The 13,781-nt window shown below is 70.4% G+C and carries 11 protein-coding genes; 3 read left to right on the top strand and 8 right to left on the bottom strand.

Going from position 1 to position 13,781, the window contains the following annotated elements; translation table 11 throughout:
* The first annotated feature begins 59 nt into the window (after positions 1 to 59).
* Complete coding sequence (locus tag OP86_RS10800) at positions 60 to 1,067, top strand: RNA polymerase sigma factor SigF (protein WP_234434748.1); 1,008 nt, start codon at positions 60 to 62, stop codon at positions 1,065 to 1,067.
* A gap of 55 nt (positions 1,068 to 1,122) precedes the next feature.
* On the opposite strand, the gene OP86_RS10795 is transcribed toward OP86_RS10800, so the two are convergent.
* The gene (locus tag OP86_RS10795; RefSeq protein WP_033331561.1) at positions 1,123 to 1,551 is read right to left on the bottom strand and encodes a hypothetical protein; all 429 of its coding nucleotides are present in this window, start codon (positions 1,549 to 1,551) and stop codon (positions 1,123 to 1,125) included.
* Positions 1,552 to 1,601: 50 nt separating this feature from the next.
* On the opposite strand from OP86_RS10795, the gene OP86_RS10790 reads away from it, so the two are divergent.
* Positions 1,602 to 2,573: a diacylglycerol/lipid kinase family protein gene (locus OP86_RS10790; RefSeq protein ID WP_030057974.1), complete on the top strand. Its 972-nt coding sequence runs from the start codon at positions 1,602 to 1,604 to the stop codon at positions 2,571 to 2,573.
* A 367-nt stretch (positions 2,574 to 2,940) separates the two neighbouring features.
* The gene (locus tag OP86_RS10785) at positions 2,941 to 3,192 is read left to right on the top strand and encodes a WhiB family transcriptional regulator (protein WP_014138019.1); all 252 of its coding nucleotides are present in this window, start codon (positions 2,941 to 2,943) and stop codon (positions 3,190 to 3,192) included.
* A 513-nt stretch (positions 3,193 to 3,705) separates the two neighbouring features.
* Here OP86_RS10785 and OP86_RS10780 read toward each other — a convergent pair.
* The 7 genes from OP86_RS10780 to OP86_RS10750 all read right to left on the bottom strand — a co-directional run bounded on the left by OP86_RS10780 (position 3,706) and on the right by OP86_RS10750 (position 13,658).
* The gene (locus OP86_RS10780; protein ID WP_234434747.1) at positions 3,706 to 5,226 is read right to left on the bottom strand and encodes a sensor histidine kinase; all 1,521 of its coding nucleotides are present in this window, start codon (positions 5,224 to 5,226) and stop codon (positions 3,706 to 3,708) included.
* A 607-nt stretch (positions 5,227 to 5,833) separates the two neighbouring features.
* Entirely contained in the window at positions 5,834 to 6,892 is a 1,059-nt protein-coding gene (locus OP86_RS10775; protein ID WP_030057971.1) for an SIS domain-containing protein, read from the bottom strand.
* A gap of 196 nt (positions 6,893 to 7,088) precedes the next feature.
* Positions 7,089 to 8,366 carry an extracellular solute-binding protein gene (locus OP86_RS10770; RefSeq protein ID WP_030254840.1) on the bottom strand — a complete coding sequence of 426 codons (1,278 nt, stop codon included), beginning with the start codon at positions 8,364 to 8,366 and terminating at the stop codon, positions 7,089 to 7,091.
* A gap of 454 nt (positions 8,367 to 8,820) precedes the next feature.
* Positions 8,821 to 10,374 (bottom strand): glycoside hydrolase family 3 protein, encoded by a 1,554-nt coding sequence (locus OP86_RS10765; RefSeq protein ID WP_051829927.1) that lies wholly within the window; start codon positions 10,372 to 10,374, stop codon positions 8,821 to 8,823.
* A gap of 6 nt (positions 10,375 to 10,380) precedes the next feature.
* On the bottom strand, positions 10,381 to 11,208 hold the full coding sequence (locus OP86_RS10760; protein WP_030057967.1) for a carbohydrate ABC transporter permease: 828 nt from the start codon (positions 11,206 to 11,208) through the stop codon (positions 10,381 to 10,383).
* Positions 11,205 to 12,233, bottom strand: a complete 1,029-nt coding sequence (locus OP86_RS10755) for a carbohydrate ABC transporter permease (protein ID WP_030057966.1) — start codon at positions 12,231 to 12,233, stop codon at positions 11,205 to 11,207. The genes OP86_RS10760 and OP86_RS10755 overlap by 4 nt, the downstream gene beginning before the upstream one ends.
* Before the next feature lie 135 nt (positions 12,234 to 12,368).
* Positions 12,369 to 13,658: an extracellular solute-binding protein gene (locus OP86_RS10750; RefSeq protein WP_030057965.1), complete on the bottom strand. Its 1,290-nt coding sequence runs from the start codon at positions 13,656 to 13,658 to the stop codon at positions 12,369 to 12,371.
* Positions 13,659 to 13,781 lie beyond the last annotated feature (123 nt).

Here is a 13,781-nt window from a genome sequence, read left to right as displayed (position 1 = left end):
ACGAGACGATTCCGGGGCCGCCGGCCCCGGTGCTCCCGGAACGGAACGGGGGAATGGCCGTGAGTGATCTGGACCGTACCGGCCTCGCGACGGCGGGACCTGCCGTACCGACCCAGGCGAGCGTTCCCGGCCTCGCCGCCAACGACGAAGCGCACCCGAAGGACGCCCACCGGATGAGCCACCCGACCGAGCCGACGTCCGAGCCGACGCCCGACTCCACGCCTCCGCCGGAGCCGGCGATCGAGGCGGCCGGGGCCGGCGACACCGAACCGCACGGCGCCGTGCCCGCCCAGGTCTCGCACCGCACCGGCGCCCCGGACCGGGAGGCCGCCCGCGCGCTGTTCGTCCGGCTGTCGGCGCTGCCCGAGGGCTCCCCGGAGCGGGTCGAGCTGCGCAACCAGCTGGTGCGGATGCACATCCCGCTGGTCGAGCACCTGGCCCGTCGCTTCCGCAACCGCGGCGAGCCGCTGGACGACCTGACCCAGGTCGCCACCATCGGCCTGATCAAGTCGGTGGACCGCTTCGACCACGAGCGCGGGGTCGAGTTCTCCACCTACGCGACGCCGACCATCGTCGGGGAGATCAAGCGGCACTTCCGCGACAAGGGCTGGGCGGTGCGCGTCCCGCGCCGGCTGCAGGAGCTGCGGCTGTCGCTCACCACGGCGACCAGCGAGCTCTCCCAGCGGCACGGCCGCTCCCCGACGGTGCACGAGCTGGCCGAGCACCTGGGGATCTCGGAGGAGGACGTCCTGGAGGGCCTGGAGTCCGCCAACGCGTACTCCACGCTGTCCCTGGACGTGCCGGACAGCGACGACGAGTCGCCGGCCGTCGCGGACACCCTGGGCGCCACCGACGAGGCGCTGGAGGGCGTCGAGTACCGCGAGTCGCTCAAGCCGCTGCTGGCCCAACTGCCGCCCCGGGAGCAGAAGATCCTGGTGCTGCGGTTCTTCCGGAACATGACCCAGTCGCAGATCGCCGCCGAGGTGGGGATCTCCCAGATGCACGTCTCCCGGCTGCTCGCCCGGACGCTGGCCCAGCTGCGGGAGAAGCTCCTCGTGGAGGAGTAGGACTGACGGCCGCTCAGCTTCCCGCTGGGCGGCCGTTCCGCGTCCGGGGCGGTCCCTAGTCCTCGGACGGGGCGTACAGGGCCGCCGTCGACCGCGGGTTCAGCAGGGCGCCGATGCCCACCAGTCCGAGCACGCCGACCAGCACGCCGACGGCGATCATCGGGCCGCCGCTCTCGACCATGTAGTACGCGACCGGCAGGCAGATCGAGTTGGTCAGCACCGCCGGGCTGCGGCCCCAGCGCCGCTCCTTCAGCAGTGCGCGGGCGGCCAGCACCGGCAGCACGCCGAGCAGCACGATGACCAGGCCGCCGAACTCGTTCAGGGCCAGCTGCCTGGACTGGCCGGACAGCGCGGCCACCATGTCCCAGACGCCGACGACGGCCAGCGCGGCGCCCTCCAGGGCGGTGATGGCGGCGCCCACGGTCAGGGACGCCGGACGGCCGGAGCCGGCCGCGGGTACGGGTGCGGAGGTTTCTGCGGTCACTCCAGCAGGGTAGCCGCCGGTTGGTCCGTACCGCCCCGTAGGCTTTCCCCATGCGCGCTCTCCTGGTCGTGAACCACAAGGCCACCACCACCAGTGGCCGGACCAGGGACGTGCTGATCCACGCCCTGCGCAGCGACCTCAAGCTGGACGTGGCCGAGACGCAGTACCGGGGCCACGCGCGCGACCTGGCCCGAGAGGCGGCGGAGAACGGCACGGTCGACCTGGTGGTGGCACTGGGCGGCGACGGCACCGTCAACGAGGTGGTGAACGGGCTGCTGGCGCACGGCCCGGGCGAGAAGGTCCCGCGACTGGCCGTGGTGCCGGGCGGTTCGACCAATGTGTTCGCCCGCGCACTGGGCCTGCCCAACGACCCGGTGGAGGCCACCGGAGCCCTGCTGGACGCGCTGGAGCACGGCCGGGAGCGCCCGATCGGGCTGGGCAAGGCGATGACCGACGGGCTGCCGGACCGCTGGTTCACCTTCACCGCCGGCCTCGGCTTCGACGCCGGGGTGGTGGGCCGGGTCGAGGAGCAGCGCCGGGCCGGGCACAAGTCCACCCACGCCCTGTACGTCAAGCAGGCGATCCGGCACTACTTCACCCAGCGTGAGCAGCGCCGCTCCGGCCCGGTCTCCCTTGAGCTGCCGGGCCACGGGGCCGTTCCGGGGCTGGTCCTGTCGATAGTCAGCAACACCTCGCCGTGGACGTTCCTCGGCAACCGCCCGGTCTACCCCTCACCGCTCGCCTCCTTCGACACGGATCTCGATGTCTTCGGAATCACCCGGATGACGGCGTTCGGTACGGCTCGAACGATCCGTCAGATCCTGCGGTCGTACACGCCTTCGAGCGATGGCGCCCCGCCCGCCGGCCCCTCCGGGAAGCACGTCGTCTCCTATCACGACGTCAGACACTTCACCTTGGTTTCAGAGGAACCCACCCCGTTCCAGGTCGACGGGGACCACCTTGGAGACAGGAGTCGCGTCAGTTTCACAGGCGTACGGCGGGCACTGCGTGTGATTGTGTGACCGGAAGTGGGGTTCGCCCTTCTTCTCGAACGCACAAGCCCCCTTCACTCCATAGAAGTACTGGCTGTGAGCTAGGCGACACCGAAGAATCAAAAATTCCTCCCCGAAGGGGGTTGTATCCGAGCCCGAGGTTTGCGAACCTCTACATGGCGATCGGGACACATCGCAGCGACGGCGACTCCGGAACCACAGGAGCACCGACCGCGGGGTGTCCCTCGAATCGCCGAATCCCCCCTAGCACAGACCACCCGGGCCCGGTAGGCCTTTGGTCTCTTTTGCTGTTGCGGGATTCGTGAAAGCGTTCACATTCACAAAGCCATCGATTATGCCGTCGGCCCACCCCGTCGGCAGGAGGAGTTGGACGACCATGGACTGGCGCCACCGCGCTGTCTGCCGCGAAGAGGACCCGGAGCTGTTCTTCCCGATCGGGAACACCGGTCCTGCTCTGCTGCAGATCGAGGAAGCCAAGGCCGTGTGCCGCCGTTGTCCGGTCATGGAGCAGTGCCTCCAGTGGGCTCTGGAGACCGGCCAGGACGCCGGCGTCTGGGGCGGCATGAGCGAGGACGAGCGTCGCGCGATGAAGCGCCGCGCCGCCCGCAACCGCGCCCGCACCGCCTGATCGCGCTGATCACCCGCTGATCACACGGCGTAGCACCAGCAGTGACCGCAGTACCGATCAACACATGATCAAAGGCTTCCCTGCATCTCCTGGTGAAGCCTTCCGCACAAAGGACCTTGCCCAGGCAGGTCCGACGACACCGGACCCGCCCAGCCACTTGATACTGTTCACTTAGAGCAATATCGTGGAGCTGTGGCGCTCACCGTGTGCAATGCACCGGCGAGGTGTCGCACTACCCAGAGCCCCCGTTCCGGCCGACTCCCCCCGACGGCCGGAACGGGTTGAGAGGCCCTGTCGACCCACCCCCCCCGGTCGACAGGGCCTCGTTTCTGTTTCCGCACGCCGGGCGCACGAAGTGCGCACCCGGCGCGTCGTCCGGGTGCGCGCCCCTGTCGCGCGCCTGAACGCAACGAATTCTCAGCGGAATCTCATCGCGCCCGGCAGGCCCGGCACGCTCGGCAGACCGGACACCCTCGGCGAGCCCGGCACGCTCGGCGGAAGCTCGGCGGAAGCTCAGCGGACCGGGATCTCCAGGATCACCTTCGTCCCGCCGTTCGGGCCCGCCACCATGTCGAAGGTGCCGCCCAGCTCACCGGTGGCCAGCGTCCGGACGATCTGGAGTCCGAGGTTCCCCGCCGTCTGCGGATCGAACCCCTCCGGCACGCCGCGGCCGTCGTCCTGCACCGTGATCAGCAGGTACTCCTCCGGCTTGGCCCCGCCGTTCCAGCTGTCCGACCAGCCCATGCCGGTCGCCGGGGCCCGGCCGCGCAGCGCGCTGACCTCCAGGTTCCCGGAGGCGGTCGGGCCGAAGGCGTGCTCCAGCGCGTTCTGCAGCAGCTCGGTCAGCACCATCGACAGCGGGGTGGCCACCTCGGCGGACAGGATGCCGAAGCTGCCGCTGCGGCGGGTCGCCACCCGGCCGTCCTGGGACAGCTCCATCACCATCGCCAGCACCCGGTCGGCGATCTCGTCGAAGGCCACCTGCTCGTCCAGCGCCTGGGAGAGCGTCTCGTGCACGATCGCGATCGAGCCGACCCGGCGCACCGCCTCGTCCAGCGCGGCCCGGCCGGACTCCGACTCCATCCGGCGGGACTGCAACCGCAGCAGGGCCGCGACGGTCTGCAGGTTGTTCTTCACCCGGTGGTGGATCTCCCGGATGGTGGCGTCCTTGGTCATCAGCTCGCGGTCGCGGCGGCGCAGCTCGGTGACGTCCCGACAGAGCACCAGCGAACCGGTCAGGGTGCCCTTGGGCTTGAGCGGGATCGCCCGCAGGGTCACCACTCCCCCCTGCGCCTCCACCTCGGTCTGCCGGGGCGCCCAGCCGCTGGCCAGCTTCACCAGCGCCTCGTGGACGGCGGACCGGGACGGCGGGGCGAGCTCGGCGGTGGCCCGGCCGAGGTGGCTGCCGACCAGGTCGGAGGTGTGGCCGAGCCGGTGGTAGGCGGAGAGGGCGTTGGGGCTGGCGTAGGTGACGATGCCGTCCGCGTCCACGCGGATCAGGCCGTCGCCGACCCGGGGGGCGGCGTCCATGTCGATCTGCTCGTGCCCGGGGAAGGGGAAGCTGCCGGCCGCGATCATCTGGGCGAGGTCGGAGGCGCTCTGCAGGTAGGTGAGCTCCAGCCGGCTGGGGGTGCGGACGGTCAGCAGGTTGGTGTTGCGGGCGATCACCCCGAGCACCTTGCCCTCGCGCCGGACCGGGATCGACTCGACCCGGACCGGGACCTCCTCGCGCCACTCCGGGTCGCCCTCGCGCACGATCCGGCCCTCGTCGAAGGCGGCGTCCAGCAGTGGTCGGCGGCCGCGCGGGACGAGGTGGCCGACCATGTCGTCCTGGTAGGAGGTGGGCCCGGTGTTGGGCCGCATCTGCGCCACCGAGACGTACCGGACGCCGTCCCAGGTGGGGATCCACAGCACCAGGTCGGCGAAGGAGAGGTCGGAGAGCAGCTGCCACTCCGAGACCAGCATGTGGAGCCATTCCACGTCGGCCCCGGTGAGGGTGGTGTGGCGGCGGACGAGTTCGTTCAACGAGGGCACATGGCGAGGGTAGCGCCGCCGGTCCGGGCGGGGCGCGGCGGACCGGTGGGCGGACCGGGCGTGCAGGCCTCGCGACGCGGAGGAGTTGTTTAGACCAATTCGCCCGGTGGCCTGGACAACCCAGATTGGTCTAGTCCACAATGAAAGGGCACCAAGGAGAGGCCCCCCGCGCAACTGCCCTGACCGCGCGCGGCCTTTCCTCGGTCGGACGCCGCAGAGCGAGGACCCCGCACAGTCCTCGATCGACTCCGGTGACCGACGACAGCTCCGGGCTGCGGTGCCGCATGGGTTGAGGGTCCCGTGTCGGCGCCGTGGCCCGTAGTGTTTCCGGCCGCCGCTTTCCGGCCCCTGTTGTCCGGCTGCCGCCCGCCGGCCGCCGGCACTCCCCCGAACCATGTTCCGCCGCTCACGCGACCGGGCCCCGTCCACAGGCTGTGGACGGGGCCCGGTCGCACGAGGGGCCGGTCACCGCCCGGCGGCGGGCGGGCGACTACCCGCCCCGAGCCGAAGGGGCGCGCCGGTACCGAAAGGGAGAAGCGAGGGAGCGAAGCGAGGGAGCGCCGACCGTCGGCACCGGGCCAAGAGCGCCCCGGAGGCGAGCGGGCGACTATCTGGTCTCGGTGACCTTGGCCAGGGCGCGCGGGGCGTCCGGGTCCTGGCCGCGGGCGATGGTGACCTCGTACGCCAGCAGCTGCAGCGGCAGGATCTCCAGGATCGGCTGCACCTCCTCCGGTACGCCCGCCGGGAGCGCGAAGCCCGCCGAGGCGGCGTCCACCTGCGGCTGCTGGCCGATCACCACCAGGTCCGCGCCGCGGCCGCGCAGGCGGTCCAGCACGGGCTGCAGGGCCTCGCCGCCCTTGCCGTCCGGGACGATCGCGATGACCGGCGAGACGTTGTCCACCATCGCCAGCGGGCCGTGCAGCAGGTCCGCGCCGGAGAACGGGGTGGCCGGGATGTAGGTGGTCTCCATCAGCTTCAGCGCGGCCTCCCGGGCGGTCGGGTAGCCGTAGCCGCGCGAGGTGATGACCAGCCGCTGGGCGAAGCGGTAGCGCTCGGCCAACGCCCTCACCTCGGCCTGCCGGGCCAGCACGCCGGCGGCCAGGCCCGGCAGCTCCTCGGCGGCCGAACCGTCCCCACCGCGCAGGCCCTCGACCAGCAGGTAGAGCGCCAGCAGCTCGGCGGTGTAGGTCTTGGTGGCGGGCAGCGCCTTCTCCGGGCCGGCCAGTACGTCGATGTGGAACTCGGAGACCTCGGCCAGCGGCGAGGCGGCGTTGTTGGTGACCGCGAGGGTGACGGCGCCGGCCTCGCGGGCGGCCTTGGTCGAGGCCACCAGGTCCGGCGAGCCGCCGGACTGGCTGACGGTGATCACCAGGACGTCGGTGAGGTCCGGCGTGGCGCCGTACGCGGTGGTGGTGGACATCGAGGTCAGCCCGGCGGGCTTGCCGAGCAGGATCTCGATCAGGTACTTGGCGTACAGCGCGGCGTTGTCGGACGTGCCGCGCGCGGTGAGCAGGACGAAGCGCGGCTTGCGGGCGGCGATCTCGGCCGCGATGGCGCGGATCTTCGGGGCACCCTCGTCGAGGATGCGCTGGAGGACGGCCGGCTGCTCGGCCATCTCCGCCGCCATGATCCGGCCGGGGACGGAAACAGTCTGCGGGTCGGACATCTGGGTCTGCCTCCGATGAGATGGTTCGACCCCGCCCGGGCGGCTGCCCGGCGGGGACCCTCTACGGCGGCGAGTCCGCACACTCGCTGCGGTTCTTCGTCCGGCAATCCTACGGGCGGGCCCGGCCCCGGGCACCTGCGAACGCCCCGCCCGCAGCAGCCTCCCGAGATGGCGGCGGCGGGCCCCGACGGCCGGGTCAGGACGGCTTGTTGATCAGTTGGTCGATCGCGGCGTCGGCCTCCTTGGTGGCCTGGTCCACCGACTTGCCCTTGAGGATCGCGGTCAGCATGTCCGGGATGATCTTCTGCTTCTCAACCGCGCCCCAGCCGGGCGCCAGCGGGGTGAACCAGGCGTCCGGGACGGCGTTGGCCGCGGCGGCGGTGGTCGGCTTGTTCTTCAGCGGGCTCAGCTGGGTGAGGTTGTTCGGCAGGATGTCCTTGTCGGCCAGCGCCTGTTCGGACTTGGCGCTGGTGAACATCCGGACCCAGTCGGTCGCCGGCGCCACCGACGTGGACTTGGCGGTGACGGCGAGGTCGGAGCCGCCGATGAAGGTCGGCAGCGGCTTGCCGTCCGGGCCGGGCATGGTGGCCACCTTGACGGCGTCCTTGAGGCTCGCGTCGCCGGTGACCGGCGCGGTGACGCTGGCCGCCTCGTAGCCGTTGCCGTAGAACGACGCGGCGCGCCCGCGGGCCATCGACTCGTACTGGTTCTGCTCGTTCACCGCCTGGTCGCCCTTGTTGTACTTGCGCACCAGGTCGGCGAAGTGGCTGATGCCCTCCTGGGACTTGGGGTCGTGCAGGGTGCCGTGCCAGTTGCCGGCGCTGTCGAACTTGGCGATGCTGCCGCCGTACGCGGCCACGTAGCTCATCGCGGCGTACCAGTACGGGCCGGGCAGGTAGAGCGGCGAGTAGGTCTTGTCCGCCTTGTTCCTGTCCGCGATCCTGTCCAGGGCGGTCAGCAGCTCGGTCTCGGTCTTCGGGAACTCGGCGCTGCCGGTGGCCTGTTGGAAGGCCGAGGAGTTGTAGACGGCGACCCGGGCGCCGGCGTAGTAGGGCACGCACCAGAGCTTGTCCTGGTAGGTGCAGGTGTTGGCGAGCGCCTTGATCCAGCTGTCGGAGTGGTCGAAGGTGGTCCGGTCCACCGGGGCGAGCGCGCCGGAGAGCACGTACTTCATGGTCTCGGTGTTGCCCAGTTCGACCACGTCGGGGGCGGTGCCGTCGGCGATCGCCTTGTCCAGCTTGCTGACCTTGTCCGCCCAACCCTGGTAGGAGAGCTTGAGGGTGACGTTCGGGTACTTCGCCGCGAACTCGTCGTTGACCCGCTGGACCAGGTCGGGCCAGTTCTTCTGGGCGTCGTCCATGAGCCAGACGGTGACGGCGCCGGTGGCCGCCTTCGGGTCGGCGGTGCCGCCCTTGCCGTCGCCCGACGTCGAGCCCGACGAGGAACAGGCCGTCAGGCCGATCGCCAGTGCCATGATCCCGAGCGTAGGGACGAGCTGACGCGTCTTCACGCCATCCTCCGAGGGTGCTAGAGCCGTGATGCCCGCCGGCAGCGTGATTGGCGCCCGCAGCGGAGAATCCGGGCAGGGGGCGGCGACGTGCTTGGGGGTGGGCCGATACCACGTCCGGCGAGTCGAATCTCGAACCGGATGACTGGACTCTGGCCTAGACCAATGATGGTGTCAACGCCCAAAAGCCCTTGTGGCCAAGGCCGTTGCAGAGCCGTTGCACCCCGTGGCGATCAGTCGCCGCCCCATCACCGTACGTGGGACTTAAGGTGGATTTAAGGCTTGCTTGAGGGAACACGGTCACCCGGTGGACCCGCAGGTCGACGCCGCGGAAACGGAACGGGCTCGCCATGCGGCATGCGCATGACGAGCCCGTCGGCCGACGCCTCCCGGCCCCGGCCGGTGACGTTCGCCGGTCGGTTCAGCCGACCGCTCCCGGCTGCCCGGTGAGCACCTCCACGGCCGCCAGCCCGCAGACCCGGGCGGCACCGTGGGTGGCGATGTGGAGCGCGCCGACCGGCTCGGACTGGGGCAGCCCCATCTCGACCACGGCGGCGTCCGGCCGGGCCGCCACCAGGCGGCTCAGCGCGGCGGACATCCACGCGTACCGGTGCGCGTCCCGGACCACCAGCACCAGGCGACGGCCCTGGGCCTGCGCCACCAGCTCGTCGACCAGGGCGTCCAGCAGCTCGGGGGTGGCCTCGGCCGCCGACACCTCGCGGGTGCGGGTGCCGGGGAAGCGGTCCGCCAGCATGCCCGCCACGCCCCACGGGGTGACGTCGCCGACGGCGATGTTCGGCTCGTCCGAGAACGAGGCCACGTACGGGCGTTCGCTCACCGGGGGCGCCACCCGGCCCGGCGTCCGGACCACCTTCAGCGCCCGGCGCGCGGCCCGCAGGCCGACCGCCAGGTCCGGCTCCGGGCGCTCGCCCTGGGCCGAGATCCGGCCCCAGCTGCCCAGTGCCCGCACCCGCGCGGCGGCGTCCGCCAGCCGCTCCTCGGCGAGCCGGCCGGCCCGCACGCCCGCGACGATGGCGTCGCGCAGCAACAGCACCGTCTCCTCGTCGGCCAGCCCGCCGCCGACGCAGATCGCGTCCGCGCCGGCCGCCAGGGCCAGCACGGTGCCCTCGCCCATCCCGAAGGTGTCGGCGATGGCGCCCATCTCGATCGCGTCGCTGACGATCAGGCCCTGGTAGCCGAGGCCGCCGTCGGCCGGGGCGGCGCGCAGCAGGTCGCGCAGCACGGTCGGGCTCAGGGTGGCCGGCAGCTTCGGGTCCAGCGCCGGGATCATGATGTGGGCGGTCATCACGGCCTTGGTGCCGGCCGCGATCGCCGCCTGGAACGGGATCAGGTCGCGGGCCCGCAGCACGTCCAGGTCGACGTCGATGACCGGCATTCCGTGGTGCGAGTCCACCGCGGTGTCGCCGTGGCCGGGGAAGTGCTTGGAGCAGGCGGCCACGCCGGCCGACTGCAGGCCCTCGACCCAGGCGGCGGTGTGCCGGGCGCACAGCTCGGGGTCGGCGCCGAAGGAGCGGACGCCGATGACCGGGTTGCGCGGGTTGGAGTTGACGTCCGCGGTGGGCGCCCAGTTGTAGTTGACGCCGGCCGCGGCCAGTGCCCGGCCCAGCTCGCGGGCGACGTCCCGGGTCAGCGCCGGGTCGTCGATCGCGCCGAGCGCGAGGTTGCCGGGCCAGGACGAGCCGGAGCCCGCCTCCAGCCGGGTGACGTCGCCGCTCTCCTCGTCGATGGCGATCAGGAGGTCGGGGTTCTCGGCGCGCAGCGCCCGGGTGAGCGCCGAGAGCTGGTCGAGGTCGACCACGTTGCGGTCGAACAGCGCGACGGAGCCGAGCCCGGCGGCGAGGTGGCGCAGCAGCCACTGCGGCGGCTCGGTGCCGACGAAGCCGGGCTGCAGGACGGTCAGGGCATCGCGGTGCAGCTGGTCGCTGTCCGCAACGGTGGGAACGAGGATGCTCACGGTGACTCAGCCCTTCACGGCGCCGTCGGTCAGACCGCCGACCGCCTTGCGCTGCAGGAAGATGAACAGGATCAGCACGGGGATGGCGAACATCGTGGACGCGGCCATGGTGGCGCCCCAGTCGTTGCCGAAGGCGGTCTTGAAGGACGACAGCCACAGCGGGAGGGTCTTGCCCTCGTCCTTGTTGAGGATCAGGACGAGCGGGAACTCGTTCCACGCCGTGATGAAACCGAACAGCGAGGTCGACATCAGGCCGGGGGCCAGCAGCGGGAAGATCACCTTCACGAAGGCCTGCGCGCGGGTGCAGCCGTCCACCATGGCCGACTCCTCCAGCTCCTTGGGCACGGCGGCGATGAAGCTGCGCAGCGTCCAGATGGTGAAGGGCAGGACCATCATCATGTAGAAGAGGGTCAGCGGCACCAGGCTGTTCAGCATGTCGTTGTCGCGGGAGATGATGTAGACCGCGATGGTCATGACCTCCCAGGGCGCCATCTGGGCCATCATGATGACCAGCACGAAAGCCTTGCGGCCGCGGAACTTCATCCGGGCGATGGCGAAGGACGCGAGGGTCGCGATCACCAGTGACATCAGCACCGCGCCGACGGTGACGGTGACGCTGTTGACGACGTACGTCCAGAAGTTCGGGGCGTCGACCGCGGTGCCGAAGTGGTCGAAGGTGACGTCGAGCGGCAGGAAGACCGGCGTCTTGCTGACGATGTCCTGGTCCTGCTTGAAGGACGTCGCGATCATCCAGTAGACGGGGAAGATGAAGAAGACGGCGAGGACGGCCGCGGTCGCGTTCAGCCAGGTACGTCCGAAGAGAGAGCGCCTCACAGCTCGTCCTCCTGCTTGATCATGATGCGGAAGTAGTACGCCATCAGCACGCCCAGCATCAGGATGGTGAGCACCGCGATCGCGGCGCCGATGCCGTAGTGCTGGCCGGCGGAGCCCTCCAGGAAGGCGTGCACCGGCAGGGTCCGGGTCAGCTTCTCCGGACCACCGGCGTTGACCGCGTAGACCTGGGTGAAGGCCTTGAACACCCAGATGACTTCGAGGAAGGTCGTGGCCAGGAAGAACGGCTTCAGGTTGGGGAAGATCACCGCGGTGAAGATCTTGACGGAGCCGGCGCCGTCCATCCGGGCGGCCTCGTAGAGCTCCTTGGGGATGGTGGTCAGACCGGCGTACATGTTGAACGCCACGAACGGGACCGACATCCAGACGATCAGCAGGATGATGACGAAGAACGTCGAGTACTCGTTGCTGAGCCAGTTGTAGTCGGCCATCGAGTGCCAACCCAGCTGGTCCAGGATCCAGTTGACGACACCCCACTGGGAGTCGAACAGCCAGGTGTAGACCGTGGTCGCGGCGACCACCGGCATGGCCCAGGCCATCAGCAGCGAGATCTGGAGCACCAGCCGCATCTTCTTGCCGAGCTGGTTCAGCAGCAGGCCGATCAGGGTGCCGCCGATCATGATCAGCACGACGTTGACCGCGGTGAAGGCGACGGTCCGGCCGGTGACCGCCCAGAACTCCGGGTCGGTCAGCTGCTCCTTGTAGTTGTCGAAGCCGGTCCACTCGGTCAGGTGCAGGACGAGCTGGCGCCGGTTGAGGTTCTGGAACGACAGCAGGACCGTCTTGAGCAGCGGCCAGCCCAGCAGGGCCAGGGTCGCCACGGTGGCCGGCAGCAGCAGCAGGTACGGTGCGAGGCGTGAGCCCAGGCCGGGGCCGCCCGCGGATCTGGTGCCCTTCGGCGCGGCACCCTTCGAGCCGCCGCCCGGGGCGCTCGTCTCAACACCGGCCACAGCGGCCTTCCCGGGATCCGGGGACTGTGTCTGCACCCGCTCGGAATGCACAGCCATCGTTCTCACTTCCTCACAACCCTGGCCACGACGGACAGGCGCCGCCCACCGGCCCCCCGCCGGGGGCCGGTGAACGACGCCGCTGGGGCCTGTCGCCGTCCCGCGGGCGGGAGTTCGCAGGCAGGCCCCGGGTGCTTACTGCTTCTGGTTGAGCTTCTTGGCGATCTCGTCGTCGTACTTCTTGGCCGTGGAGGCGAAGTCGCCGCCCTGGAGGGCAGCGGTCAGGAACTCCTTGATCGGGTTCGGGTTGTCCTCGACACCGGCCCAGTTCGGGGTGTTCGGGGTGATCGCGCCGACCGCGGCGGCCGACTGGGCGGCCTTGGCGAAGTCACCGGCGATCTGGCCGTTCAGCGAGGCCTTGTTCGGGATGCTGCCGGCCGCGGCGACCGCGCCCTCGTTCTTGTCGTTGAGGGCGATCTTCAGGAAGTCCTTGGCCATGTCGGTGTTCTTGCTCTGCGAGGCGATCGCGAGGTTCGAGCCACCGAGGAACACGCCGGAGGGCTTGTCGGCGGTCTTGCCGGGGAGCGGGAAGAAGCCGATCTTGTCCTTCGACAGGACCTCCTCCTTCGGCAGCTCCCAGCCGAGGCCGATCATGGTGCCGACGTTGCCGGCGCCGAAGACGTCCTTCTGCTGCGGGGTGGCCTCGTCCTTGTCCTTCGGACCGGTGGCCGAGTAGCTCTGCAGCTTCTTGTAGGTCTCGAAGGCCTTCTGACTCTCGGGCGAGGACAGGCCGCCGACCCACTTGTCGCCGTCCTTCTTGGCGATCTTGCCACCCTCGCTGGTGAGCAGACCGAAGTAGACGTACCACTCCTGACCCGGCATGTAGATCGGGTCGGCGACGCCCGGGACGGCCTTCAGCTTCTCCAGGTCGGCGTAGAACTCGTCCAGGGTCTTCGGCGCGTCGGTCAGGCCGGCCTTGGCCCACAGGTCCTTGTTGTAGGCGACCACGCGGTTGGTGACGAACCACGGGGCGGCGTACTGCTTGCCGTCCAGGATCGCGGCCTCGTTCTGGTTGGCGGCCCAGTTGTCGCCCCCCAGGGCGGACTTGTCCTTGGTGATGTCGAGCAGACCACCCGAGGCGGCGTAGCCGGCGGTCTGGGTGTTGCCGACCTCCAGGACGTCGACCGAGCCCTCCGACAGCGCGGCGGTGACCTTGGCGCCGATGCCGGTCCACTCCTGGGTCTGGAAGTCGACCTTCGAACCCGGGTAGGTGGTCTCGAACTCGGTCTTGACGGCGTCCGTCCAGCCCTTCGGGGCCGAGCCGGTCATCGTCCACACCTTCAGCGTCTTGCCCTTGTACTTGTCGGCCGCCGAGGCGGACGACGACGTCGAGTCGCCGTCGCTCTTCTTGCCGTCCGAGCCACAGGCCGCCAGGCCGACGACCATTGCTGCGACGCCGACCGCCGCGATGAGCTGACGCTTCACGCCATCCTCCTGAGGGATGCCTGGGTTACCCCCGTCGGGCGGCAGCGGCAGACCCACACAAAGCGGGGGAAACGGCGCCGCGGACCCCTTCGAACGGGTGGGGGGATTCGTAGGTACCGGCCT

The sequence above is a fragment of the Streptomyces novaecaesareae genome, assembly GCF_000716875.1.
GTDB lineage: Bacteria > Actinomycetota > Actinomycetes > Streptomycetales > Streptomycetaceae > Kitasatospora > Kitasatospora novaecaesareae.
Note: the sequence above shows the minus strand (reverse complement) of the source record. Positions and strands in the feature narration are given on the sequence as shown.